The organism is Evansella sp. AB-P1 (genome assembly GCF_029688925.1).
Lineage (GTDB): Bacteria > Bacillota > Bacilli > Bacillales > Salisediminibacteriaceae > Evansella.
This window is the reverse complement of sequence record NZ_JARUKY010000011.1, coordinates 101,872-127,607: the sequence shown is the minus strand read 5'-3', so window position 1 is coordinate 127,607 and position 25,736 is coordinate 101,872. Positions and strand designations below refer to the sequence as shown.

25 protein-coding genes, 1 tRNA gene and 1 riboswitch are annotated in these 25,736 nt (G+C 32.0%); of the genes, 18 read left to right on the top strand and 8 right to left on the bottom strand.

Going from position 1 to position 25,736, the window contains the following annotated elements; all coding sequences use genetic code 11:
• The first annotated feature begins 48 nt into the window (after nt 1-48).
• The 4 genes from QA612_RS13280 to QA612_RS13265 all read left to right on the top strand — a co-directional run bounded on the left by QA612_RS13280 (nt 49) and on the right by QA612_RS13265 (nt 5,415).
• Nucleotides 49-1,512 carry a spore germination protein gene (locus tag QA612_RS13280; protein ID WP_278284300.1) on the top strand — a complete coding sequence of 488 codons (1,464 nt, stop codon included), beginning with the start codon at nt 49-51 and terminating at the stop codon, nt 1,510-1,512.
• Nucleotides 1,513-1,547: 35 nt separating this feature from the next.
• Nucleotides 1,548-2,654 (top strand): GerAB/ArcD/ProY family transporter, encoded by a 1,107-nt coding sequence (locus QA612_RS13275; RefSeq protein WP_278284299.1) that lies wholly within the window; start codon nt 1,548-1,550, stop codon nt 2,652-2,654.
• Nucleotides 2,655-2,738: 84 nt separating this feature from the next.
• Nucleotides 2,739-3,899, top strand: coding sequence for a Ger(x)C family spore germination protein (locus QA612_RS13270; RefSeq protein WP_278284298.1), 1,161 nt, complete (start codon nt 2,739-2,741; stop codon nt 3,897-3,899).
• A 172-nt stretch (nt 3,900-4,071) separates the two neighbouring features.
• Nucleotides 4,072-5,415, top strand: coding sequence for a multi antimicrobial extrusion protein MatE (locus tag QA612_RS13265; RefSeq protein ID WP_278284297.1), 1,344 nt, complete (start codon nt 4,072-4,074; stop codon nt 5,413-5,415).
• Nucleotides 5,416-5,522: 107 nt separating this feature from the next.
• Here the strand turns inward: QA612_RS13265 and QA612_RS13260 are convergent, their stop codons facing one another.
• From QA612_RS13260 to QA612_RS13250, 3 genes are all read right to left on the bottom strand, one after another.
• Nucleotides 5,523-5,792: a hypothetical protein gene (locus QA612_RS13260; RefSeq protein ID WP_278284296.1), complete on the bottom strand. Its 270-nt coding sequence runs from the start codon at nt 5,790-5,792 to the stop codon at nt 5,523-5,525.
• A 163-nt stretch (nt 5,793-5,955) separates the two neighbouring features.
• Nucleotides 5,956-6,543 (bottom strand): TetR/AcrR family transcriptional regulator, encoded by a 588-nt coding sequence (locus QA612_RS13255; protein ID WP_278284295.1) that lies wholly within the window; start codon nt 6,541-6,543, stop codon nt 5,956-5,958.
• Nucleotides 6,544-6,717: 174 nt separating this feature from the next.
• Nucleotides 6,718-7,503, bottom strand: coding sequence for an alpha/beta hydrolase (locus QA612_RS13250; protein WP_278284294.1), 786 nt, complete (start codon nt 7,501-7,503; stop codon nt 6,718-6,720).
• Nucleotides 7,504-8,156: 653 nt separating this feature from the next.
• Here QA612_RS13250 and QA612_RS13245 point away from each other — a divergent pair.
• Nucleotides 8,157-9,455, top strand: coding sequence for a glycoside hydrolase domain-containing protein (locus QA612_RS13245; RefSeq protein ID WP_278284293.1), 1,299 nt, complete (start codon nt 8,157-8,159; stop codon nt 9,453-9,455).
• 61 nt (nt 9,456-9,516) lie between these two features.
• On the opposite strand, the gene kapB is transcribed toward QA612_RS13245, so the two are convergent.
• Nucleotides 9,517-9,906 (bottom strand): kinase-associated lipoprotein KapB, encoded by a 390-nt coding sequence (gene kapB, locus QA612_RS13240; RefSeq protein ID WP_278284292.1) that lies wholly within the window; start codon nt 9,904-9,906, stop codon nt 9,517-9,519.
• 160 nt (nt 9,907-10,066) lie between these two features.
• Between kapB and QA612_RS13235 the strand changes: the two genes are divergently transcribed.
• From QA612_RS13235 to QA612_RS13190, 10 genes are all read left to right on the top strand, one after another.
• Nucleotides 10,067-11,683, top strand: coding sequence for a LysM peptidoglycan-binding domain-containing protein (locus QA612_RS13235; RefSeq protein ID WP_278284291.1), 1,617 nt, complete (start codon nt 10,067-10,069; stop codon nt 11,681-11,683).
• 399 nt (nt 11,684-12,082) lie between these two features.
• Nucleotides 12,083-12,346, top strand: a complete 264-nt coding sequence (locus QA612_RS13230) for a stage VI sporulation protein F (protein WP_278284290.1) — start codon at nt 12,083-12,085, stop codon at nt 12,344-12,346.
• Nucleotides 12,347-12,637: 291 nt separating this feature from the next.
• The gene (locus QA612_RS13225; protein ID WP_278284289.1) at nt 12,638-13,561 is read left to right on the top strand and encodes an ABC transporter ATP-binding protein; all 924 of its coding nucleotides are present in this window, start codon (nt 12,638-12,640) and stop codon (nt 13,559-13,561) included.
• Nucleotides 13,554-14,513, top strand: coding sequence for an ABC transporter permease (locus tag QA612_RS13220; protein ID WP_278284288.1), 960 nt, complete (start codon nt 13,554-13,556; stop codon nt 14,511-14,513). Before QA612_RS13225 ends, QA612_RS13220 begins: the two co-directional genes overlap by 8 nt.
• A 93-nt stretch (nt 14,514-14,606) precedes the next feature.
• Entirely contained in the window at nt 14,607-15,305 is a 699-nt protein-coding gene (locus QA612_RS13215) for a response regulator transcription factor (RefSeq protein WP_278284287.1), read from the top strand.
• Nucleotides 15,302-16,672 (top strand): sensor histidine kinase, encoded by a 1,371-nt coding sequence (locus QA612_RS13210; RefSeq protein ID WP_278284286.1) that lies wholly within the window; start codon nt 15,302-15,304, stop codon nt 16,670-16,672. Before QA612_RS13215 ends, QA612_RS13210 begins: the two co-directional genes overlap by 4 nt.
• A gap of 149 nt (nt 16,673-16,821) precedes the next feature.
• Nucleotides 16,822-17,586 carry a fumarylacetoacetate hydrolase family protein gene (locus QA612_RS13205; protein ID WP_278284285.1) on the top strand — a complete coding sequence of 255 codons (765 nt, stop codon included), beginning with the start codon at nt 16,822-16,824 and terminating at the stop codon, nt 17,584-17,586.
• Between the two features lie 292 nt (nt 17,587-17,878).
• Nucleotides 17,879-18,676 (top strand): C40 family peptidase, encoded by a 798-nt coding sequence (locus QA612_RS13200; protein WP_278284284.1) that lies wholly within the window; start codon nt 17,879-17,881, stop codon nt 18,674-18,676.
• Between the two features lie 261 nt (nt 18,677-18,937).
• On the top strand, nt 18,938-19,462 hold the full coding sequence (locus QA612_RS13195) for a helicase (protein WP_278284283.1): 525 nt from the start codon (nt 18,938-18,940) through the stop codon (nt 19,460-19,462).
• Nucleotides 19,463-19,927: 465 nt separating this feature from the next.
• Nucleotides 19,928-20,015, top strand: a tRNA-OTHER gene (locus QA612_RS13190).
• Between the two features lie 378 nt (nt 20,016-20,393).
• Here the strand turns inward: QA612_RS13190 and dapA are convergent.
• Entirely contained in the window at nt 20,394-21,281 is an 888-nt protein-coding gene (dapA, locus tag QA612_RS13185) for a 4-hydroxy-tetrahydrodipicolinate synthase (RefSeq protein WP_278284282.1), read from the bottom strand.
• Nucleotides 21,282-21,441: 160 nt separating this feature from the next.
• Nucleotides 21,442-21,633: riboswitch (Lysine riboswitch) on the bottom strand.
• Nucleotides 21,634-21,908: 275 nt separating this feature from the next.
• On the opposite strand from dapA, the gene QA612_RS13180 reads away from it, so the two are divergent.
• Together QA612_RS13180 and QA612_RS13175 are read left to right on the top strand one after the other, a co-directional pair.
• Entirely contained in the window at nt 21,909-22,670 is a 762-nt protein-coding gene (locus QA612_RS13180) for a PRC-barrel domain-containing protein (RefSeq protein WP_278284281.1), read from the top strand.
• Between the two features lie 244 nt (nt 22,671-22,914).
• Complete coding sequence (locus QA612_RS13175) at nt 22,915-23,556, top strand: hypothetical protein (protein ID WP_278284280.1); 642 nt, start codon at nt 22,915-22,917, stop codon at nt 23,554-23,556.
• Between the two features lie 81 nt (nt 23,557-23,637).
• Here QA612_RS13175 and QA612_RS13170 read toward each other — a convergent pair whose 3' ends face one another.
• Complete coding sequence (locus QA612_RS13170; RefSeq protein ID WP_278284279.1) at nt 23,638-23,829, bottom strand: hypothetical protein; 192 nt, start codon at nt 23,827-23,829, stop codon at nt 23,638-23,640.
• Between the two features lie 211 nt (nt 23,830-24,040).
• Entirely contained in the window at nt 24,041-24,292 is a 252-nt protein-coding gene (locus tag QA612_RS13165) for a hypothetical protein (RefSeq protein ID WP_278284278.1), read from the bottom strand.
• Between the two features lie 212 nt (nt 24,293-24,504).
• Between QA612_RS13165 and QA612_RS13160 the strand changes: the two genes are divergently transcribed.
• The gene (locus QA612_RS13160) at nt 24,505-24,891 is read left to right on the top strand and encodes a DUF2203 domain-containing protein (RefSeq protein ID WP_278284277.1); all 387 of its coding nucleotides are present in this window, start codon (nt 24,505-24,507) and stop codon (nt 24,889-24,891) included.
• Nucleotides 24,892-25,045: 154 nt separating this feature from the next.
• Here QA612_RS13160 and QA612_RS13155 read toward each other — a convergent pair whose 3' ends face one another.
• Nucleotides 25,046-25,714 (bottom strand): 3'-5' exonuclease, encoded by a 669-nt coding sequence (locus QA612_RS13155; RefSeq protein ID WP_278284276.1) that lies wholly within the window; start codon nt 25,712-25,714, stop codon nt 25,046-25,048.
• Between the last annotated feature and the right edge of the window lie 22 nt (nt 25,715-25,736).

Genomic DNA, 25,736 nt, shown 5'->3' with positions numbered 1-25,736 from the left:
TACGAAATAAATTAAATAATAAGATGTAGAAAGGGAGGTAAATCATATATGTTGTTTAAGAAAAAAGAAACGGTTGAACCTGTTACTCTCTCTTTTGATGATTACTTAACTACTGTAATTAATGTTTATGAGTCAATACCCTCTTCAGTATCACTCCTAAAGCCTAAAATGGAAGCTATTTTCTCAGATTCTTATGATTTTAGTGAGAGGAATTTTAGCTTACCTTCTGGACAAAAAAGCTATTTGTGTTATCTTTCAGGACTCATCAATGAAGAATTATTAGATGATAATGTCATTAAACCTTTACTACATAGAGAAGAAAATATTGAAGTCAGTGATGATTTCGAAAATATATTAACTTTAAAAAGCTTCCAACCTGTCACAACGTGGGAAAATACAGTTGAATTAATTTTGGCTGGTAATGTACTTTTAATAGTGAATGGAGTTAAGCCAGTAGTTTTATTTTTAGCTGAAAAGAATTTACGTAATGTTGCGGACCCAACAACAGAATATCAGGTATATGGTTCGAAGTTAGGGTTTATTGAAGACAGTCGAACGAACGTTGGGATAGTACGTCAATTTATACAAGATCCTCGTTTAAAAACAAAGGAGTATCAGTTAGGGAAAGTAAGTAAGACACATGCTTCGTTAGTATATTTAGAGCAGTATGTGGATGTAAAAACAGTTGAGACCATTGATTCATATTTAAAAGGATTTAATCAAAAACATATGCTTTCATTAGGTCAATTAAGTAAATATGTATCAAGGCATCCAAATTCTATCTTTCCACAAGCGTCAAAAACGGAACGACCTGATCACGTAGCATATGCATTAACACAAGGTAAGGTAGTTTTATTTGTAGATAACTCGACATTTTGTTTATTAGCACCAATTACATTTATGGATATGCTAGAAACAAGTGAGGATCACTCTTTTTTAGTTTCATGGAACTTAACCTTTATAAGGTTAGTAAGATTAATTAGTTTACTTTTTGGTTCCTCATTACCAGCTCTATATGTTGCTTTAGTCGCTTTTCAGCCAGAATTGATACCTACTACATTAACAATTAATGTAGCACAATCACGGGCACAAATACCTTTGCCTGCAACAGCCGAAGCTTTTCTTATGCTTTTTGCTTTAGATGTGTTAGTTGAAGCGAGTATTCGATTGCCTAGTTTTGTTGGACAAACAATTGGTATTGTTGGGGGTCTTGTTATTGGTACAGCTGCTGTTGAAGCTGGTATTGTAAGCAATGTCATGGTAATTGTTATTGCTCTAACAGCAGTTGCTATCTTTACATTACCAAATTGGGAATTTGTATCTTCTTGGAGAATTGTACGATACGCATTTGTTCTATCGGCAGCTAGTTTTGGTTTGTACGGTTTGGTTTTAGCAATCGGCTTCTTATGCTTACATTTAGCTAAATTGGACTCTTTAGGCCGTTCTTATTTATACCCATTAACACCTTTTGATGGAAAGGAATTAAAAAATTTTTTTAAGCCACAAAGGTAATTTACCTATGTGACAATTTGTAAGGATGATGAAACATGATACTAGAAAAGAATGAAAATAAGTTTGGTAATTGGGAGCTATTTGTTTTCACTTATTCATCAACAATTGTTTTAGGGCTTATTTTCTTGCCTTACATTTCTGATGCAGAAATAAGAAGTGCATGGTTAAAGGTGATGATAGGTGTAGTACCTTATATCTTATTTCTTTATTTATTATTTAAGGTGATTAAGAAGTTTAATCAAAGAGATATATTTAAAACTTTTGACCATTTATCAACTAACTGGGTATATTATCCAATTATGTTTTATTTATTTGTTAGTACGTTATATTCTATCTTTTGGGGTATAAAGAGCTTGGCTATTGTTATTCAAACATATTTATTACAAAATACAGAACAGTGGATTGTAATGACGGTATTTTTCATAGTTTTGTGGGTTTCTGCCTTATACGGTATAACTGCCATAACGCGTGTTGTGGTGCTTATGTTTATTTGTGATATTGTTGTTGTGATTACTGTAGTTATTTTAATTTTCAGTGAAGAATTTAAATGGATAAATATACCGCCTGTATTTACCGTTGATATATTTACGTTTATGAAGAGTTCTTTATCTGAAATGACGAGATACGGAGGGATCATTGCATTATTATCCTTTTTACCATTATTAAAAAAAGATACCAACATTTTTAAAAGCACAAGTAGTGCCTTATTACTCGTAATGGTCATGTATACGTTAGTTAGTTTAATCACATTAGGGACATTTGGATATGAGCAAACATTAACCCTATTATCTCCCCTTACCGCTTTAATTCAAACAACATATGCCGATGTAGCATTGTTTGAAAGATTAGACTTATTCTTCTTAACTATATGGATTTGGGCTTTATATAAAGCTGCAATGATTTATGTTTGGTTTGCAGCAGATTTATTTCAAAGAGTAATCCCACTAAATGAGAAAAAAGAATGGATACCTATAACCGTGATTGTTGGAATAATAAGCGTTATAACTATGATCACACCGAGCTTCGTCAATTTAAAATGGGAACCCTATAATATAAACATGGTGATTTATACATTGGCCCTTCCCATTGTACTTTTTGTGTACATGCTATTAAGAAAAAAACAAGATTTTAGTGAAAATTGAGCTTTTATTAAACAAACGTTTAAATTACTTGTGCTTGAATTCTAATTACACAGTATAGTCTTTGAACAAGAAGGGACGATTAAAATGATTAAACACACAAATTTCAAAAAAATATCATTAATCATTTTAATAATTATGTTTTCTCTCTCTTTATTTGGATGTGCTGATACGAGAGAAATTGATCAACGTACGATTGTTATTGGGATGGGACTAGATAAAACTGAAGAGGATGAATATATTGTCACATTACAAGTCCCAATATTAGTTCCAAATGGTGCCACAGAAAGTGGAACCAACGATTTTGAAACGATTACAGGAAAAGGGGAGTTTGTTTGGGAAGCGATTACAAATCTTGAAGCATCCACACCAACTGTTTTATTCTTTGGACATTTAAAAGCTATTGCTATAGGGGAAAGGTTAGCTACAGAAGGGATGGATCATATTATTGATCTACTAGATCGACGTGCTCCTTTAGCAAATGAAGTGTTCTTGCTTATCATTAGAAAACAGAATGATGTACATGATTTTTTAAATCAGGAATCTCCATTAATTTCACTACCAGCTTTGTATATCGATCGTTTTTTTGGAGCAGATCAAAAAGTATCCAGAACAAAATCAGTACGTTTATTTCAGTTTCGTAGAGATCATGATATGGTATCTCACGCAGCTACTATTCCGCTTGCATACAGTAATGAAGATAGTATATTTATTGAAGATTTAGGCGTGTTTCATAACTTTAAGCTTGTTGGTGAACTTAAAGGACATGAAGCTGGTGTTGGTATGCTTTTAAAGGATAAAAAAGTAGATCATATGAATTATTCATTAGACATTGAACAGCCAAATACAAATTTGAAGGCGTCTATTAGAGTTAACTTAGTGAATAATATAAGCTATGATAAAACTAATCCTGTCAAAATGAACTTTAATATAAATGGAAAAGGAGAACTTGTTTACCTATACCCTGAAGGTATATATTCTTCACAAGAAACGTTAAATAAAATAGTACGTGAGCTTGAAAAGGAAATTTCGCAGGATATAACAGATACAATCAATAAAATGAAACGACTTAATGTGGAACCATGGCTATTAGGTCATCGTATTTGGGCGATGGATACAGAGTACTTTAGTACATTAAATTGGAACGAAACTGGCTGGAGAGATGCGGAGTATGATGTAAGTGTGAACGTCGAGATTGAACAAACAGGACAAAGAGGTATGTTAGATAAAAAGAAAATAGGGGATTAATTTTACTTGCATTATAATAACAACGTTGTTATTATTAAGATGACGAAATTATTAATCTTCAAAAATTCTCCTAAACATTTTTTCATAATATATCCACATAGTGTTTATTTGTAAACCTCAATATTTATGGTGAGTTGTACCAAATTTAATGGCAAAAGGTGTTGGTAAGGGTATGATAAATGAAGAAGACGAACAAATTAGAATAAAAACATTACTTTTCTTTTTTATTCCATTAGGTATTTCTGCGAGTTTGGTAACAACTTCACATGTTATTATCAATAGTACACTAGGTCGTGCAGAGAATGCTGAATTTCTTATTGCTAGCTATGCTATTGCAATGAGTATATTTGTATTTACAGAAAAAACAGCTGTATTGCTTAGGCAGAGTTGTTCGGCTCTTGTAAAAGATAAAATATCATTTAGTCAAATGTATGCGGTTACAATGTATGTTATCCTATTTTTGTTTATCTTTTCTGCACTCATTGCTTTTACACCAATAGGTACGTGGCTTATTGGTACTACATTTGGTATTGATCAAGAAATGGCTTTTCAAGTAAAACATACATATCAAGTGCTATTATTCGTTACCATTTTCTCTGCTTTGCGTTGTCTTTATCAAGGTATTATTATCTCAAATAGAAGAACGAAGTGGATTACGATTGGAATGGGTGTTCGTTTAACCTTAATGTATCTTCTATCTTTATACTTTATTTCGTTTGGAACAATCACTGGAAGAACTGGAGCAATTATTTTCTTAGCTGGTATGTTTATTGAATGTTGTGTTAGTGTGTGGGAAGGTAGACACGTTGTTAGGTCTTTACCAGAAGAGTATGAAAAGCATCACATTCGCAAGAAAAAGCAAATTTTCACCTTTTATTCACCACTTGTTTTGTCATCATTATTCACGGTTTTAATTGGTCCAAGTATTAATGTGTTTTTAGGTAAAACTTCAATGATAGAGTTATCAATTGCCTCATATGCAGTTGCATTGAGTATAACTCAATTAGTTTCAAGCTTTTTTTCCTATACCCATCAAATAGTACTTAACTTTTTCAACATTGATGCAAAAAAAGTTGTGAAATTTAGTTTTGTTATGGGTTTATTTCCTTCTATTCTTCTAACTATTTTCACCTATACAATTATAGGACCATGGTTCCTTGAGCATGCAATGGGTCTAAATGATAGATTAATAGAAGCCACTTTACAAGCATTAAGAGTGTTTGTTATTTTTACACTTGTATTTCCTTACCTTGATTTCTGTAATGGGCTACTAATGTTAAAAAGTCAAACACGCTTTATGGTTTTTTCTCAAATGACTAACTTAGCAGTTACTTTGATTGTATTATTTATTTCTGTTTCTTATTTTTCTTACTGGAATGGGGCAATTGGAGCCTTAGCACAATCTGTCGGTGTCTTTAGTGAACTATGTGTGATTATCGGTTTCTTTATGTATAATAAAATGTTCAAAATAAATAAAAAGCAGTTGAAAAAAAAGAAAGTATTGTTGGATGAGTAACTATACTAAAAATATAAATGTATAAATTACTTTTATACAAATGAACTAATAAAAAACATGTATCCATTTGCTGTGGAACATGTTTTTTTACATTATAAAAGATTGGGTTATTTACTTTTATCTATGATTTCTTTTGATTTCACTTTTACTTTCCTTAAGGATTTTCTAATAAAAAGCTTTATATTAATTCGATCTTTTATAGGTTCATAGTTTTTTTCGAAAATGTGACTCTCTAAAGGATACTGCTCTCCATTTGTATCAGTAATGAGATAATCTCCGGGATTTCCAGTAACTCTACCTTCAGCTGTTTCAATCGTCATAAGACGAGTAATTTTAATTGCCTCTACCACCTTTGGTTTTTGCCTATACTTTGGCATTATTTTCCCTCCTCATCCCTTCATAAAAAATCTTCACCAAATTTAATATACTAAGGATATCTAACTATAAGGTATTCATCTAATGTCCAATATGTTCCAAAAAACAATATGATTAATTTATTGTTAGTTACCTAAAATCATAGAATGTGGAGGTGGTCAGTAATTACTCTCCTTTTAATCCAATAGCAAAAGTTTTAACACTATGTTCGATAAAGGTTTCTAATGGAATTTGAGCTACTTTAGTTCCCGAAATAAATTGTGCAGAAAAATAGCCTAAATTCATCCATAAAAAATTCATTACTTGTAATTCTATATTAATGTTACCTATTTTATTTTTTTTCTTCATTTCTTCAAAATAATCCATCAAATATGATTTGATTAGTCGTGGATTTGCCGTTAATCTTTCAGAAATATGATCATGTACGTTACATTCTTTATAGGCTAACAGGACAATTTTTTTATTTTTTTCCATAAATAGTTGATAGGTTCTACTAACAGTAGCAAGATCATGCTCTAGTTCATATGTTAACTCTTCATTAAAAACTCTTTTCATTGTAAAAGCATATGAATACTTTTCAACAATTCCGTCTAATATCTCTTGTTTAGAACGAAATGTTCTAAATAATGTCATTTCAGATACCCCTGCAGCTAAGGCAATTTCTCTTGTTGTTGTAGCTGAAAATCCTTTTAATTGCATAATATCTATTGCTGCTAATAAAATCTTATCCGCCGTTTTTTCTTTTTGACTCATCTGTAAAACCTCCAGTTATACTTCTAAACCACTCTCTTTTTAAGGTATCATATGTCTGATTTCTTTTATAAAATAAAATGTGACAATATGATAAATTGATCCGTGTTTTTCGAAATATTGTCTTAATAATAGAAAAAGAAACAAGGTAAAGAACCTAGTTTCTTCTAACATTCATTATGGTGTACTGATATGATTTAATTCGTATTGAAAATTTACAATAGATGTAATAAAACGATCTGTATCTATAACAATCTTATCTTGATCAAAATCCATGGAAGCAACATGACAAGAATTATTTAATTGTACAAGCTCTTTTTTTGTTGTTTTTAAGCGTTCATAGATAATTTTTGAACTAATAGGTGGGACGACATTATCTACTTTAGAATGCATGAGTAGTACAGGGCTTTTTATTGAAGTTATTTGATCTTTCGTGAAATCTATAAGCTTTAATAGCTCATTAATAGATTTTAAAGGTACATAAGGATAAGTTATTTCTTTAACTTCCTTGTTATTTATATCGGGAGGGCCTTCCTCTATATAATTTGGTAAAAGCTTATTTCTATATTGTTCATAGTCAGGAACTTCGAATGCAACATTAATCGTAATAACACCAGAAACGTCTTTAAACTTACTAGCAATTAATAAAGAGAGTAATCCCCCCATAGATTGACCTAATACAAAAACTTGTGAGCATTTGTCCTTTAGCTGAAGATAATTTTCTTCAAGTTCATGTATCCAATCAGTAAAGGTAGCTTTTTCAAGATCAAAATAGTGCGTTCCATGACCTCTTAATCGAGGTGCTCTTACTGTATAACCTTTATTAGCAAAAGCTTGTCCTAAATATTCCATGCTTTGTGGTGTTCCTAGAAAACCATGACATATTAAGATACCGGTGCTATTTCCGTCATAATGGAAGGACTCTGCACCTTGAATGATTTTAAAGAACTCGTTGTTTTTCATTTTACACCTCTAAATGTATTAAAATTTTTATTTCATTTCGTTCCCCTTCGCTTTCCGCAAACAGAGATGTTTCATTAATTATGTAAAGCTTCCTTAATGATTTTATTTATAATTTTTGCTTCTTGTAACCTTCATCGTTATCAATCTTATTAAGGATATGCTGATTTATTTTAATTAATCCTATGCGTTTAGTTGGTATTAAAAGTTTACCATTTTTCTTGTTTTAGAGTCAACTAGAAAATTTTTTCTTGTGTGTATTTAAGCATGTGCATTAAGTTCTCCATTTTTCTTCTCATTTTCCTTATTTGTGGATTTAAGGTTGGTGGAGAAGGTTTGCCAGTCGCACATGTGATAATAATATTGCTTTCGATTTAATATGGACGGATTAAGGTAGAACACCACCAGGTAAAGGATTGCAAGAATGAGGATTTGTACCTCCAGCCTTTAGATAAATCCTTCTTGACAAGCATATAATTATGTTTATTTAATCGATTATTCTATTTAGCCAATGTACAGGGAATATTCTCTGGGCATTGGCTTTTTATTTGTTTTGTTAAACTATTGTGTTCATGGGCAATTCTTTTTATATTTTAAATTTTCACATTTTTCTTCCCTCTTGCGTACAATGCATATGTGCAAAGGAGGTATGAAAGATGTATGTTAAGAGGCTAATTCCTTTTATTACAGCCTTTATGCTGTTCATCGTTACTGCTTTTAGTTTTTATATGTATGGTAGTAGTGATCGAGATGACCCTGTTGCTGCAAAATTAACTGAAAGTGAATTGGAAAGCAGCACTTCAGATGGAAATGGAGAAAGCAGTAATACTGTGGAAAATTCCATAGAAAACCAAATTGAAGGAGAAGATTCACAGATAAATAGTACAATAGAAAACAATATTAATATTGGGGATAATGGAACTGTGGATAATTCCATTACGAATAATATTACGGGGAAAAGTGGTAACATAGATAATTCTATTACAAACGAAATTGATGGTAATGCGGCTGAAGTCAATAATAATATTGAAAACATTATAGAAGGAGACTTCGCTGATGTAAGGAATGCTATTTTAAATAATATTTATAGTGGATTTAATATTGACAATAGTGTTTCAAACAATATTGATGTTAATGTGACAAATAATTTTATTAATAACATAGAAAATAATGTTGTTGGTGAAGGGGAAGAAGTAGACGACCCTGCTAATGGAAATGGAAATGGAGACGATCAAGATAACGGAGATACAAATGGCGATACAAACGGAAATGGGCAAGATAATGGAGATGCTACAAATGGTGAATCATCAGAACCTGTATGGGGTGTTGATTCAGCTAGTTTAACAACAGAAAGTATGTTAGCATGTGTAACAGAGAATTTTGGAGATCCTCAAATATGGGGACGCTACTTAGGAGATAAAGAAGGTGTCTCCTACGGTCTAACGCACGAAGAGGTAGAGTTATTACATGAAAATGACATCCAAATTTTAGTTATTTGGAATCACTTTACTGATGCAACTGGATATGAAAAAGGGCAAAGTGAAGCGGAAGCAGCAATTGAAATGGCAAGAGACTTCGGTATTCCTGAAGAAGTTGCTTTATTTGCAAATGTAGAACCAATTTATCCAATTGATTCTGCATTCTTATTAGGTTGGTATGATACGATTGAAGAATCTGAGTATACCCCAGGAGTATATGGAATCTTTCATCCTGACCGAGAATTATATGTTGCATTTGAAGCAGCAGTAGAAGAGAATTCCGATCTACTTGATAATTATTATGTATGGACGTCGTCACCAGATGCAGGAATAACGACAGAAGAAAATGCCCCAGAATATAATCCTGAGGCTCCAGAAGGATCATTAATTGCTGGTTGGCAATATGGTATTGATGCAGAAACCTGTAACATTGATACGAATTGGTATAGTGGAGATGTACTAGATGTTTTATGGTAAGAGATAAAAATTCATTGGTAAAGGGGATCTCTGTGTAGGGATCCCTTTTCAGCAATTTATCCTATTTTTGTTTAAAATATTCTTTTTCGAGGTTATTTAATAACTCTAAAGATTTTTTAGCCCATTCACTTTCATCAGAAATTAGCACGTCCTTTTCTTTCTTTAATGCGTCTTTTAATGATTCTACATATAAGGGTATTTCACTTTTATATTCTTTTATATATGCTTTTGGAATATTTGTTTTTTCTTTGAATGCAAGGGCACGACGTTCATGAAAGAATGGAACATTAATCCCTTTTGGATGATGTAAATCACCTTGTTGAGGATGCTTTACAACGGCTAATATACTTATTACATATCGATCTTTTTTCACCTCAGTTATTTCACCTATATATTTACCTGTTTTATAAATACCTGTCACAATATCACCAATGTTATAAAATTTTTCCATAACAAAAAATCCTCCCATTTTTTAGATGATCATAACATAATGTTACAAAGAACAAAAAACAGTTTGCCTTTCATTCGTATATTGCGATATATAACCATTGCTAATTGATTAATCTTAAAAAAAATTTTTTAGGGCATAGTAATGGTTAAAGGAGGGCAACATGGATATTTTCAGTCATCATAAAATGAATAAAACTCCAGAAGGTTATGAAATTACATTGTATTTAAATTATTCTAATGAATTTTCAAATGAGTTAGGGAAATTAAGTGAAAAGAGAAAGGAATCAATTGAGGAAGAAGCTACTCACTATATTAAAGCTAAATTTACAAACATAAATGTTAAGCTAGTAAAAATTATGGGAGGTGCTATATTAGTTTCTACATTGGCTTTTGCTCCCATTAAGACAAATACAGCTGAAGCTGCTGAAAATACTAATAATACAGTTCAACAAAATTCAGTAACTTCTAGCTACACAGTAAAATCAGGTGATAACCTTTGGAATTTAGCCGTTAGATTTAATACTACAGTAAATGATTTAAAAGCTATCAATAAGTTAAACACGGATATATTACAAATAGGTCAAACCTTAACCATACCTACTGCTACAACAACTACAAATCAGTTGCAAAATGAACAATTGTCTACAACATATACTGTTGTATCTGGAGATACCCTATCAGGAATAGCCGTAAAATATGGTACGACAGTGAATGCAATAAAAACAGCAAACAATCTTACAAATGACTTCTTAAGAGTCGGACAAGCTTTAACAGTACCAGGAGGAGAAGTATCAGCGTCTCCTTACGAAAAACCAACGCAAGAAAGGGCAACGACCTATACCGTAATTTCAGGAGATACCCTATCAGGAATAGCCGTAAAATATGGTACGACAGTGAATGCAATAAAAACAGCAAACAATCTTACAAATGACTTCTTAAGAGTCGGACAAACTTTAACAGTACCAGGAGGAGAAGTATCAGCGTCTCCTTACGAAAAACCAACGCAAGAAAGGGCAACGACTTATACCGTAATTTCAGGAGATACCCTATCAGGAATAGCCGTAAAATATGGAACGACAGTAAATGCAATAAAAACAGCAAACAATCTTACAAGTGACTTCTTAAGAGTCGGACAAGCTTTAACGATACCAGGAGGAGAAGTATCAGCGTCTCCTTACGAAAAACCAACGCAAGAAAGGGCAACGACCTATACCGTAATTTCAGGAGATACCCTATCAGGAATAGCCGTAAAATATGGAACGACAGTAAATGCAATAAAAACAGCAAACAATCTTACAAGTGACTTCTTAAGAGTCGGACAAGCTTTAACAATACCCTCAACAAATACTAATGGAGTTGCATCAACACCATCAACTGACGATAGAGCTGCTGAAAGTGAATCCGCTATAAATCAAGAGGAATTACAATGGCTAGCCAACATGATTTATAGTGAAGCAAGAGGGGAGTCATTAGACGGTCAAATAGCGGTAGGTGCTGTTATTATGAATCGAGTAAATAGTGACTTGTTTCCAAATACTGTGAAAGAGGTAATATTTGAAAAAAGTCATGGCCATTACCAATTTACTCCTGCAGGAACTGGTTCCATACACCAAGCAAAACCTAATAGTACTAATATGGAAGCGGCAATGCGTGCTATAAATGGAGAAGATCCAACAAATGGATCACTTTTCTTTTACAACCCAGACAAAACAAATGATCAATGGGTAAGGAGTAGAACAGTGTCTACTACAATTGGTAATCACGTATTTGCTTTTTAATAAAGGAAAGCTATTACTAATTTTGACCTTAGTAATCCGAGAAAAACACCGTGGAATAATCGAAAATTTTCAGTAAATAAAGTGTTACTTAACAGACCATGAAAATTTGGTCTGTTTTTTTGGGTTAAATTAGATTTTAAAAGTTCTATAAATAACTGATTAGCAATATAAAACGATTAGCAACTAGGGGGGATGATGATATTCTTATCCAAAGTTGAAGGTGGTGGCTAGTGGGGATTTCTTCCCCTAGTACGATATATAACCTCTCATCCAACCGTTATTAATCAAACTAATTGATACGTCTAATCAATCTGAAGCAAACAAGCATACATTGAATATAAGAAAACACTTTGAAAATAAATGATAAAAGATAACTTTATGTATGAAGGGAGGGGCATTATGAGTAACGATTTATTTAAAAATATAGAAAAAAAATCTGGGGTTAATATGCAAGAAGTGTTTAAGTTTGCTGAGTCAATAAAAGGAGCTAATTTTAGGGATGAAAAAACTGTACGAGAGATTATACAAGAAGTAGGAAAACTAGCAAATAAGAAAGTACCAAAGGAACAAGAGGATCAACTCGTTCATGCAATAGTTAATGATCCTAAGTCTATCAACTTTGGTACTATTGCAAAAATGTTAGAAAAAAACAAGAAAAAATAAGGGGTAATATCATATACTTTTATTTAAACAAACGTTTAATTAAAAAACTTAATATGAATCACTAAAAAAGGTGGAGGACTGTCCTTCATCTTTTTTAGTTTCTAATATTCAGAGGAATAAGGAAAATTTATACATAACTTCCCGTTCACATCCTACCAGAAATATTAAAATGATTTTCGTCGAACATAATAACCTTAATAAAAATTTTAATACTTTTTTAATAATTTTATAAGTAGCTATTAAGCTTTTGTCTTCATAATGCAAATTAGATAATACGAAGGAGGTTTAAATGTGGAAAAAGAACCATTTGTACAATTAATTAATGTAAAAAAGCGAATTGGGTCTTCGGAGATTATTCGTGACCTATCATTAAATCTTTATCGTGGTGAAGTTTTTGGGTTTCTCGGACCAAATGGAGCAGGGAAAACGACAACAATCCGGATGCTTGTAGGGCTAATGAAAATGACTGAAGGTGAAATTTTAATTAATGGCTTTAGTATAAAAAGAAATTTTGAAAAAGCTATTAGTCATGTAGGAGGAATCATTGAAAATCCTGAAATGTACAATTTTTTAACAGGTTACGATAACTTAATTCATTATTCAAGAATGACTCCAAATATAAAAAAAGATCGAATTACTGAAATAATAAATCTTGTCGGTCTAGAAACAAGAATCAATGACAAGGTTAAAACGTACTCACTAGGAATGCGTCAGAGGTTAGGGATTGCGCAAGCATTGCTTCATTCTCCATCTTTTCTCATTTTAGATGAACCAACAAATGGATTAGATCCTGCTGGAATACGAGAAATTCGAGCATATATACGTAGACTTGCCCACAAAGAAAACATCACTGTCTTCGTTTCAAGCCATCTACTTACAGAAATGGAGCTTATGTGTGAACGGATAGGTATCATTCATAATGGTGAGTTAATAAGTGTTGAATCGGTACAAAGTATGGTTGACGATCATCAAAAAATGGTTCAATTTAAAGTCAGTCCCCCAGAAAAAGCATTTAACTTAATAAAGGAAAAGTATCCTAATGTGCATATACAGCTAAAAGGTTCTGTCGTTGAAATGAATATTAGAGCTGAAGAAATAACTACTTTCACAAAAATATTAATTAATCAAAATTTCCAGATATTCGGAATCCGTTCTGAACAAAAAACGTTAGAGGATAAGTTTATTGAAATAACTGGAGGTGATTCCAATGTTTAACCTAATACCATTGATAAAAAATGAAAACATGAAAATCTATAAACGCTTAGGAACATGGGTAATGATAGGTCTATTATTCTTAGTTATAGTTGTTGCAGCCTTCTTTACTAAATTCTTTTTTGTTGAGGAAAATAGTGAGAGATGGGAAGAACAGCTCCAAATGACAAATATTCAATTAATTGAACAAATTGAAGAAATTGAAAGTTCAAACATAATTGGAATTTCAACTCAATCATTACACGAACAGGTAGCAATTAATGAATATCGAATTGAAAATAACTTACCGCCATTAGATTCTCAAACATTTTGGGGATTTATGAATTCTGCTCCTGATTTTACTAGTATAGCGGCACTTTTTACTATTGTCATTGGGGCTGGAATTGTTGCTGGTGAGTTTTCCTCAGGAACGATTAAATTATTGTTAATTCGTCCAGTATCCCGTTACAAAATTTTATTTTCTAAATATATTTCCACTCTTTTATTTGCATTATTTTTAATTTGTATTATGGTAATATCCTCTTTTGTTATAGGTATAATTCTATTTGGTTTTGATGGAATAGAACTACCCTCTTTAACATTTACTGATGGAAAAGTAATAGAACGAAATATGATTACACAAACATTATTATTATACGGAATTCAAGCGGTTGATTTAGTAATGATGGTAACTTTTGCTTTTATGGTGTCAACGGTGTTTAGAAGTAATTCATTAGCAATTGGTATATCCATTTTTTTAATGTTTACTGGACAACAGCTTGTTATGCTTTTCAATGATTATAACTGGGTTAAATATATCCTATTTGCTAATACAAATTTAAATCAATTTTTTAATGGTACTCCCATGGTAGAAGGTATGACTTTGACATTTTCACTAATTGTACTTTCTATATACTACATTTTCTTTCTAGTTATTTCGTGGATTATGTTTAATTTTCGTGATGTCGATGCTTAATATAGAAAGAAACCTTTAATAAGAAGGTTTTCATACAAGTGACTAATTGACTATAATTAAGTAAGGAAAAGCATAAAAAGGGGAGCAATTACTATGGAAGATACTATCCTAATAGTTGAGGATGAAAAAGAAATTGGTGAATTAGTGAGAGATTACCTTAATGTTAACGATTTTCATGTCGTACTGGCAAAGGATGGTGAAGAAGCCTTATCAATATTTAAGCAAGAAAATCCCATTCTTATTGTATTAGATATAATGCTTCCAAAATTAGATGGCATTGAAGTATGCCGTACTATTAGAAAAGTATCAAATGTTCCAATCATTATGATGAGTGCTAAAAAAAGTGAAACTGATAAAATTATTGGCCTTGGAATTGGAGCAGACGACTATATAGCTAAACCATTTAGTCCAGGAGAGCTTGTAGCTCGAATAAAAGCTCAACTTCGTCGTTATAAAGAGTTTTCAGGATTTCCAAAGAACAAGATATTAAAATTTGGACCACTGCTGATTGATGAAGATGGATATTCTGTTTCTGTTGGAGAGAAGAAGGTTGATTTATCGGCAAAAGAATTTGAAATTTTACATTTCATGGCTAGCAATAAAGGCCAGGTTTTTTCAAAAGAGCAACTTTTTAGTAAAATTTGGGGATATGATAGCTATGGTGATATTAGTACAGTTACTGTTTATATTCGGAAAATCAGAGAAAAAATTGAAGAAAATCCATCAAGACCAGCTTTTATTTTAACTGTCTGGGGAATTGGTTATAAATTTGATGGGAGTAAATTTTCATGAAATTAAAAGCAAGATTGCTTGCAGCATTTTTAACGAGTGTAATATTACCTATTGTAGCAGTTATTGGACTTCTTTTTTTCTATTCTACTTACTTAGAACATAGTGGAGAAGAAATTGATGAGGGATTAGAAGAGTATTATGATGCAATTTATAATTTTGTTATGAAAAATTATGAACTGCTTGAACAGCCGGATAAATTTTATGAATTAATTGAACCACTAATGTATCAAGAGGATATAGAAATAATAATTATTTCAAATGATGGTAATGAAATTTTTAAATCAACTAGTCACGGCAATCGTAACGACTTTTTGTTTACTCTTAGACTATCACAAATCCAAGTCCTTTCAGGAGAGGTATTGTCTATTGAGTTCAAATCAAATTCCATAGCATACGGTGTTTCTCAACCAATTTATGAAGTAATAATCTCTATTTTAATTATTTTTGGAATTGGCATACTCTTATTTATTACCCTTATTATAGGGTGGACTGTGTATATTTCACGGACAATATTAATTCCATTAAAACAAATTTATATTGCAACAGAAGAAATGAAAGAGGGGAATTTAGATTACAAAATTAATTATTCAAAACATGATGAGATTGGGAAATTTATTCAAGGGTTTAATCTAATGAGGGATCATCTTAAGCAATTAAATAAAAGGCAGGAGCAATATGAAAAAAATCGAAAAGAATTAATTGCAACCATCTCTCATGATTTAAGAACGCCGCTACAGTCTATTAAGGGATATGTTGAAGGAATAAATGATGGGATTGTGCAAAATGAAGAAATGAAAAAAAGATATTTACATGTAATTCTTTCCAAAACAGAGCAGCTTAATCGTTTAATAGAAGACTTATTCGAGTTTTCAAAAATGGAATTAGATCAGTTAACTTTAGATAAGTCATTAGTCAATAGTAAAGCATTTTTCGAAGATATCTTTCAACAACAAAAATTAGATATGATGGAGCAAATGAATATAACACTTTTCATTAATTCCCCATTTCCAGATGTAGTAATTAACATTGATGAAAAAAGAATAATTCAAGTCATTACAAATCTATTAGAAAACTCATGTCAATATGGTAGTACAAAATTAAATATAAACTCTACTTTGAATGAAACAGAAAATACATTAGAACTTTATATTGAAGACAATGGGAGTGGTATCGAAGAGCAAGATATACCAAAAATATTTGAGCATTTCTATCGAGGTGATAAGTCTAGATCCCGTAACTACGGTGGCACAGGCTTAGGTTTAGCAATCGCAAAATCAATTATAGAAGGGCATGAGGGTAGTATTTGGGTACGTAGTAAAATTGGTGAAGGGAGTACCTTTGTTATTTCATTACCAATAATTTCATAATACTATTCATTGCTAAAAACATGTATTTTTCTTAATAATTGGAACTTTGTCTAATCTAGGAAGAATTTGATGAAAGAAAACAGGCTACACGTAAAGTATGATAATATAGTTTCGTACATATTTTATTGAACTGAAGGGAGTAATTAATGATGAAATTTGCTAGATTTATGAAAGATGAAGTCATTTATTCTGGGGTTGTTGCTGAGGGAGTTATAAAAGAAATAAAAGGTGACATTTTCGGCGAATGGGATTATACAGGACAAACTTTCCTACAAAATGAGGTTCAATTACTAGCTCCTTTAGAGCCTAATCAAGTAATTGGAATTGGTGCTAACTATGTGTCTAACGTTGAAGAGCTTCCTACAGACCTTCCAGAAATTCCAGTTCTTTTCTTTAAAGCTACTTCATCTGTTATTGGACCTAACGAGGAAATTGTTATTCCTGCAAAAATTGATGAGGTAAAGTTTGAATCTGAATTAGCTATTGTTATTGGAAAAGATGCTAGGAATGTTGCGGAAGAAGATGTTTTAGAGTACGTATTTGGTTATACTGTGGGAAATGATGTAACAGCTCCTCAATTTTTCCGTGAGGATGGTCATTGGTTAGTAGGGAAATCATTTGATACATTTACTCCATTAGGACCAGTTATAGAGACTGACTTAAACCCTTTTAATATTACAGTTGAAGCTCATTTGAACGGTGTACAAAAGCAAAACAGTGGAACGGAATTAATGATTGTTCCAATTAGAAAAATGATCTCTTACCTTACAACATTTATGACACTTAAAAAAGGTGACGTCATTTTAACTGGAAGTCCTGTTGGTGCTGAATTTGTAAAAGCAGGTGCAGTCATAGAATGCTCAATTAAAGAAATCGGAACGCTTCGTAATACATTTGTTTCTGAAATGGCATAGTAGAAATAAAGAAACAAATAGTAGACTCGAATTAATTTTGTTATAAAAATACCATTATTCAAAAGTACTGTTCCTCGGTAAACTTGATCAAAGAGGTGCGAGGAAGAGGATTCAGGTTATACTTGTATTCGAGATCAAATAAACTGCCAGCTAAAAAAAAGCAAAAATGCACTTTTTTCCTGTCAGAACATTTGTTTGGAGTCCCTTTCGCTATTCTTTTTGTCCCAATTTAATGAAGAAAACACATCTGCCCATATTCTACATAAAGTGTAGATAGGGGAGGTGTGTTTTAATGACTGTAAATCCGAGGCATTATTTTGAAGTTTATGATGTTCAAGATTTATTATTCATACGAACTAACAGTTATATTAATTTTTCTTATATAAAAGTATTTATTGATGACCAAGAGCTATCATTTCGTAGGCAAAAAAATGAGGTTGTTATACCGAAGAAATCACTTACTGGCGGAACCCATTTACTAAATATTAAAGGTAAGTGCATCTTTCATTCTCAAGAACACATTGTTGAAGAAGGTTATTCTTTTACGGTAGATAAAGAGAGGGAGAATACTCAAGAACGGCAGCATGATTTTAAATGTGGCGATATAATCGTAGCAAGTGATAATAAAAAAGGTATACCTGATGGTTATATGGGACATTCAGCATTAGTAATTGATGACAGTCGAATATTAGAATCAAATAATCGCGTAGAGAGTATTTCCATAACCCCAATAAGTCATTTTTATGATGACCACCAATGGTATGCATTATTTCGACCTAAGAATGATAAATTAGGTTATGAGGCAGTTAAATGGGGATTAAGTTATCATAAAAAGTATAAAGAAAAACTAGAGAAGGGGGTAAATCGCCCTAAATTCAGTTTTTTACCTTCAAAGGATTTAAAGGATTTGTGGACTACAATTTATTGTTCTAAGCTAATTTGGCTTTGTTATTTTTTTGGAGCTAATCATCCTTTTAAGCAACAAGGGTTATGGTTCTCCCCGCAAAATTTAAACGACGAATTAAAGAATGATGACCAATTTAAGCTTATATATAAACATCCAAAACATTCATTTAAAATAAAACTATAAGTTGATATAAGAAAAGCGCAAGGCGCCCCAATTACGCCTAAGTACAGCCTACGTCCTGTAGGCAACGGCGTAATATCGACATCCTGTCTCCTAGGCACTTTACGTCGAATGAAAATTTTACAAATTACTTTACCTCGCACGTTATTACACTATAGGGTGCAATCTTTAAAGAAAAATGATCACAATTTCTTGTTTAATATAATGTATTTAGAATGTACTTATTGATTTAGATTCTTGTATCCAATTGTGGGAGTGACGTGAATGCGAATATACCCTAATTGTCCATTTGTTACTAGAACATTAGAGGTTGGTGGGCTAACGAAGTCGCAGCTTATTCAAATTATGCAACAACAGTCTATCTCGATGAATGAGTATGCAAAGAAACTGTTGTCTGATGATATATTTACTACTTCTGATGCAAAGTATAGCCTGCAGATTGTTGAATTAACCGTTGAAGATCTTGGCTTTTCTGATGGAGCTACTTTGCCTCAGATTTTTAAAAGGGCGAACGAACTTGGATTGGAATTGTGTCCCCTAGAACTGGGACCTCACCTAAGGTTAAAATATTTGGATCAGCCTGAAGGTTATTTGGGTAATCCCTCAAATCAAAATCAAGCTCCATATGGCTCCATTACAGTAGCATCGGAAATTATTTGCAAAGACGATGATTTTCCTAAAGGCTTTTACCTTAGAAAAATTGGTGGCGTGTTATGGCTACGTGGGTATAATGCTGATCATTTGCACGTTTGGAATTCTAGTGATCACTTTATCTTTTGCCAAACATAATAACTTAAAGTGCTCATATTGAACGGGTGTGTTAGTTGAATAAGCGAATAAACTATTATCGGACTTCCATAAAATTAGAAGTCCGATTTTATTATTAAAAATTAACATTAAACGCTAATAGAGCCTAAAATAGAGGCCATTGTACAAATAGTCCTTTATTTTTATACGACTTCCATATTAATGATAACTGTTTCTTCCATTTGCACTGCTACTTGTCTTATGTTTAGGTCTTCTTTTTGACTTTTGTTTTGTTGCACCATCTTTTTTAGCCATTACTTCATGCCTCCATTTATGAATTATTCCCTTTATTTTTCAATGCAATAAAAAGTGCATCTTACACATTAGAATTTACAGTTTTAAAAAATTCATAAGAAGAAAAAGGTGGGAGACAAAAAATTTGTATGATAATTCATATTCAATTGGATAAAAGATTAACTTAAGGACATACTAGCTTTAACAGATAATGGACTTGTAGCTTAAAGGGCAGAGCTGCTAATGATTACGTAGCTAATTATTGAGCATTTTGTGGGTTCGAATCCCATCAAGTCCGCCAACAAAGAGGACTATCTTTACGATAGTCTTCTTTGTTTTTTACTGAATTTATAAAATCCCCTCATATTGATAACATTTTCTATAATCGACTAGCTTCTGTCGCCATCTACTCCTCGGTAAACTCGTTTGCAAAGGTGCGAGTAAGTTGATTCAGGCAGAGATCAGGAAGTACTTGTATTCGTGATTAAATATTCTAATCGATAAACAAAACTTTACTTATAGAACGGAGAAAGACTTAGTTGTAGTTATATTTTCAGTATTAAAAGTGTAAGGTCGTACTTTTTAACGGCCAGAACATTTGCTTTTGGTTGGAGATAGAACGGTTTTGCACAAAAAAACAAGCTTGCAACAATTATGTGTACAAGCTTGTTTATTATTATCATCCTGCTGAGGACATTAAATTTGGTTTGATGATGTTGTATAATGATTGTCGTTCTTCATTCGTTAGTGGGACAAGTGGAAGTCGTACTGACCCTACGTTTAATCCTATCATTTCCATCGCAGCCTTAACAGGTGTTGGATTAGGTGCGATAAATAATCCCTTCATAATTGGTAACAATTCACGGTGTAATGCTGCAGCATATTGTGAATGTCCATTATAGTGGGAAATCATCATATCTTTCATCTCATTGCCGATTATATGAGAAGCTACTGAAACCACTCCGTGTCCTCCGATAGACATTAATGGTAACGTGAGGCTATCATCCCCACTATAAACATAAAAATCATCTGGAGTATGTTGAATGATATTTGCCATCATTTCTAGATCTCCACTAGCTTCTTTAATACATACAATATTTTCAATTTGAGCTAAACGAACAATTGTTTCTTCATGCATGTTTACAGAACTTCTTCCAGGAATGTTATAAAGCATTACTGGTAATGTTGTTGAATCTGCAATTGCTTTAAAGTGTTGGTATATACCTTCTTGGTTAGGCTTATTGTAATAAGGGGTTACTAGCATGATCCCGTCTACACCTGAATCCTCAGCCATTTTAGTTAATTGTATAGATGCTCTCGTACTATTTGTACCTGTTCCTGCAATTACTGGTACACGGCCATCTACCACTTTCACAACATATTGGAATAAACTAACTTTTTCTTCTGTAGTTAAAGTTGGAGATTCACCTGTAGTTCCTCCAATAACCAATCCGTCTGATCCATTAGATAATAAATAATTAATTAATGATTTAGTAGCATGGTAATCGATTTCTCCATCTTGGTCGAACGGTGTAACCATTGCAGTTAATAATTTTCCGAAATTCATTAAAAACACCTCTATTCAACAGATTTAGTCGCCTTCTTAATAGAAGACATCATCAAAAGTTCTTGAATAGAGCTAAATCGCAAATAACCGTTTGGAATAAAAACAAAAGCAACAACGAGGGCATCGTTGCTGCTTGGAATAATAATGCACGGTCATTCCAGCGTGAGATAGCCCTCCATATACCTTTTTATGACATAAAGGAATATGACAGTTCTGTATTTATTAAATGACAGAACCAGCAACAATGTTCATGAGTAATTGCCGCTTCGGCAAATTTCCCTTTCTATACCTTTCATTGAAGCTCATTCTCCTCATGGTATATACTGATGAAATTTGCACCTCTAAACTCACTTCAAATAAAGAATTGAAGTAAATAATATGAACTTAATTTCACCTTAACAAATAACAAATAGGAATGCAACAGTTTACCTCAAAATTAATCAATCTAATTTAACACGAGAAATGCTAATAGTGAAAAGCTATGAATGGTAATATAAGTCTCTTATTTAAACTGAATTTTTAGGATGATAATAAAGGTAATGTTTGTGACACATTCTATTAGGTTACAAATACTATAAGGCTATTTCATTAGGCTAATATGTAATATATATAAAGGAGGAGTTTTTCATGTTCGTCTTTGCACATCAGTTACAGCAATATAATATTCAAGGAACTGACGGTGAACTTGGAAAAGTTAAAGATATTTACTTTGATGATGATTGGGTTGTTCGATATTTAGTTGTGGACACACGCAAGTGGTTACCAGGAAGAAAAGTGTTACTTTCTCCTATTTCATTTGACTATATTGAACCTGAATCCTTAACTGTAAAAGTTTTTGAGACAAAGGATAACATTAAAGACAGTCCCCATATGGATGAAGAAATACCTATTACAAGACAACATGAGATAATGATCAATTCATATTATGGATGGCCACAATATTGGGGGTATTCAGGAAGTGTTAGCTTATGGGGAGATTATTACACGCCAGTAGAGTTAAGAGAACAAATGCCAACGAAAGAAGAGCTAACCACTTTAGATGAAAAAGAAAATCATATCCGTAGTGTTAAAGATGTATCAGGTGACCTTTTTGGCTATCATGTACATGCAATGGATGAGGAGATAGGTCGTGTAACTGATTTTATCATTGACGATGAAAATTGGAAGGTTCGCTATCTCGTAGTAAATTTCAACAATTTGTTAACAGAAAAGTTTGCAGTTCTCTCAACAGATTGGGTTAGTTATTTTTCCGTAGATGAGAAGAAAATAACTGTTGATGTGAAAAAGGAGAAAATTGAAGAAGGACCATTGTTTGATTTAACAACTCCTTTATCAAGAGAAGACGAGAAGAAACTTTATGAAAGCTACGATCAAAAACCATATTTTTAATCTAATGATGTTTGTAAAAAAAAGGTTGTCTCTATAGGTTCACTTTAACATAACAAAGAGACAACCTCTATTTGTTTTTTACTAAATTTCACTATTAAGCTACATAGGAATAGGGGTATTTTATAGTATCATTTTCTTATTTGGAAATAATAAGATTAAACTGTAATTGGTCGAAGTAGACAAAGTACACAAGACTGTGTTATAAGTATGGATGGTCTTGAGATAAAAGGAGGGTATTGATAAATTGCAGATAAACTGGTTAGAATGGTTAGGATACTTAGCTTCACTGATTGTACTTATATCGTTATTAATGAGTTCCATTATAAAATTAAGATGGATTAATTTAATCGGTTCCACCATTTTTTCTATATATGGCTTTTTAATTGGTGCTCTACCAGTAGGTATAATGAATCTAGGTATTGCATTAATCAATGTTTACTATTTGATAAAAATATATCGTACAGACGAAGAGTACTTTAAGACAATGCCAATCGACAAAAACTCGCAGTACTATCATTATTTTTTAGAGTTTTATAAAAATGAAATTGAAAAGGTTTCTGAAGTAACTAAGCTACAAAAAAATAATTATGAAGTTAGCTTTTTTATCTTAAGAAATACAGTTCCAGCTGGGGTATTTATTGCTTCTACATACACTGAACATACGTTAAAGATAGAACTTGATTTTGTTGTTCCAGAATATAGGGATTTTAAGGTTGGTAACTACATTTTTAAAAATAGTAAACAGTTTTTCAAAGATAAAGGATTTACGGATTTTGTTAGTTATACAACAAATGAGAAACATATGAAATATTTAAATAAGGTGGGCTTTAAAGAAAGTATTGATGACAAAGGTGAACGATATTTTGTAAAATCGTTGCAAGAATAATAAATAGAAAAATATCGAGTATGGTTTCAAATAGAAACCATACTCGATATTTTTTGTCATGTTGTTTATACATATATCATACTAGCTATCATGTGTAGTGGAATCTTTTTTTGTTGCATGTTTTTTCTTTTCTTCCTTTAATTCTTTTTTTACTTCCTCAATTGGTATTTCATCTACAGGCATAGCTTCTTCATCTCTTCTTAAACGTTTTTCAACCTTTTCTTTGTATTTTCTATCTTCATGTTCATGAGGATGGTTAGGGTCTTTTTTCATATAAAATCACCTCAAAATTAAAGAATATATTACTCTATTCCCAATCTAGTTAAGCCTAAACACAACTAACGAAAGAGCAACAGCTCTTTCGTTAGTTGTAAAATGATTTGAGAAAAAGAATCCCAATGTTTAAAATTACAAGTACTAATTAACATATCTGTTTCAATTGTTGAATGTATGGGTATGTTTTCATATTACTATTTCTCATTAATTAATAATATGCTCTACGACGGGCACCAGCTATACCAACAAATGGGATAGCAATCAATGCACCTAAAGCTAGAGGTAAGAAAAATAGTCCAGGACCTTGATGCTGGGAAGGCGGAGGAGATTGACGTAAATAAACATTCTCATGGTCAACTCTTTCAATTTTTCCTACATAGGTTTTCCCATGATGATCTCTAATTTCAACATCTTGACCGATATGATCTTGGCAAAACTTTTGATAATATTGAACAGACATTTATCTCGTCCCTTTCTTTTTAAGAGTTTCAAAGGTATTTGTAGATCAGTGATATTTCTCTTATACAAGTATGTTATGAATAGAATGTATAATTGTTTTAGTTTGTTAGCCTGTTTTTATGTTGACTACTTTACTTTTTAAAATAACTTGTATGATCCTAAATCCTTTAATTGAATGCCACATTAAACTATACTTAAAATAGAGGTGATTTCATGTCCAAAAAATACTTTAGTATAGAGGAAGCAAACAGCTTAATCCCTGTATTGGAAAAAGAAATTGTCACACTACAACAGCTTCAGGAAAAATTCCATACGAAATTTAAAGAATTAAAGGAACTGAAGGGCCTTAAAGATGCTCAATCAAAAGATATTTTCACTTGTGAAAGTGAATTAGAATTCTTGGAGATTCAAGCACAAGTACATGTTAAAAATATTCATGATACAGGTGTACAATTAAAGGGAATAGATTTAGGCCTTTTAGATTTTCCTGCTATCATTAATGGGGAAGAGGTACTTCTTTGTTGGAAATTAGGGGAGAACGAAGTAAAGCATTATCACAGAGTAAATGAGGGGTATGCTGGAAGAAAGCCGCTTGAATAAAGATATGTAAGTGATGAGAAGTAGTTCGATAAATAATTTAACAAACGTAGCTGTATACTACGTTTGCTTATTATATTAATTAATTAGTAACATAACGAAAGTGTCTTTACTCCAAAATAAAGAGAGCCTGCATTAAAAAGTTTGCAGACTCTCTTTATTTTGGAGCATGATTTGGATGGTGGGATTTGTTTTCTTGATTTGTTTTATCTATTCTTCTAGATACCTTTCTCTTTCTTTTCTGTTTATTTTTTAGTAGCTTTAATTCTTTTTCGGTTATTTTGTTTTCGATTAGTGTAACTTGATCGATGTACTTTATAAATAATAATGCAGTATTGATCGTATCGTCGATTCCTCTGTGTGCTTTCCCTATGGGGTCAATATCAGCTATTTGTAACGCCTTTTTTAATCCTACTTGCTCGTTTGCATTTTCATTTCCTAGGGCTTTCCCAATTTGTCTTTGGATATCGTTATAATTGATAAACCAATCTAATGGTATTTTATTTCTTAGGCATTGATCCATTAGATGAACTTTATCATCCTTTCCCCAAGAACATAAGTAATAATTTTCTCCAAGCCAAGAAGAAAATAGTTCAATCCCTTGATTAAAAGGAATTGCTTTCTTTACGTCTTCCTTTGTCATTTTTATAAATTTCCTCGTGCTTTTAGGGATATAACCACTTCTTGGTAGCATGTATATTTGAAGTTCATCTATAATCTCTTTTTTTTGTAGATCTACTTTACAGGCTCCGATTTCAACGATTTCACTAAGCTGTCCTTTCTTAAATCGTTTTACTAATTCTAGATCATATATAATAGCAATCAATCACTTCATCCTCTCTCAGTTA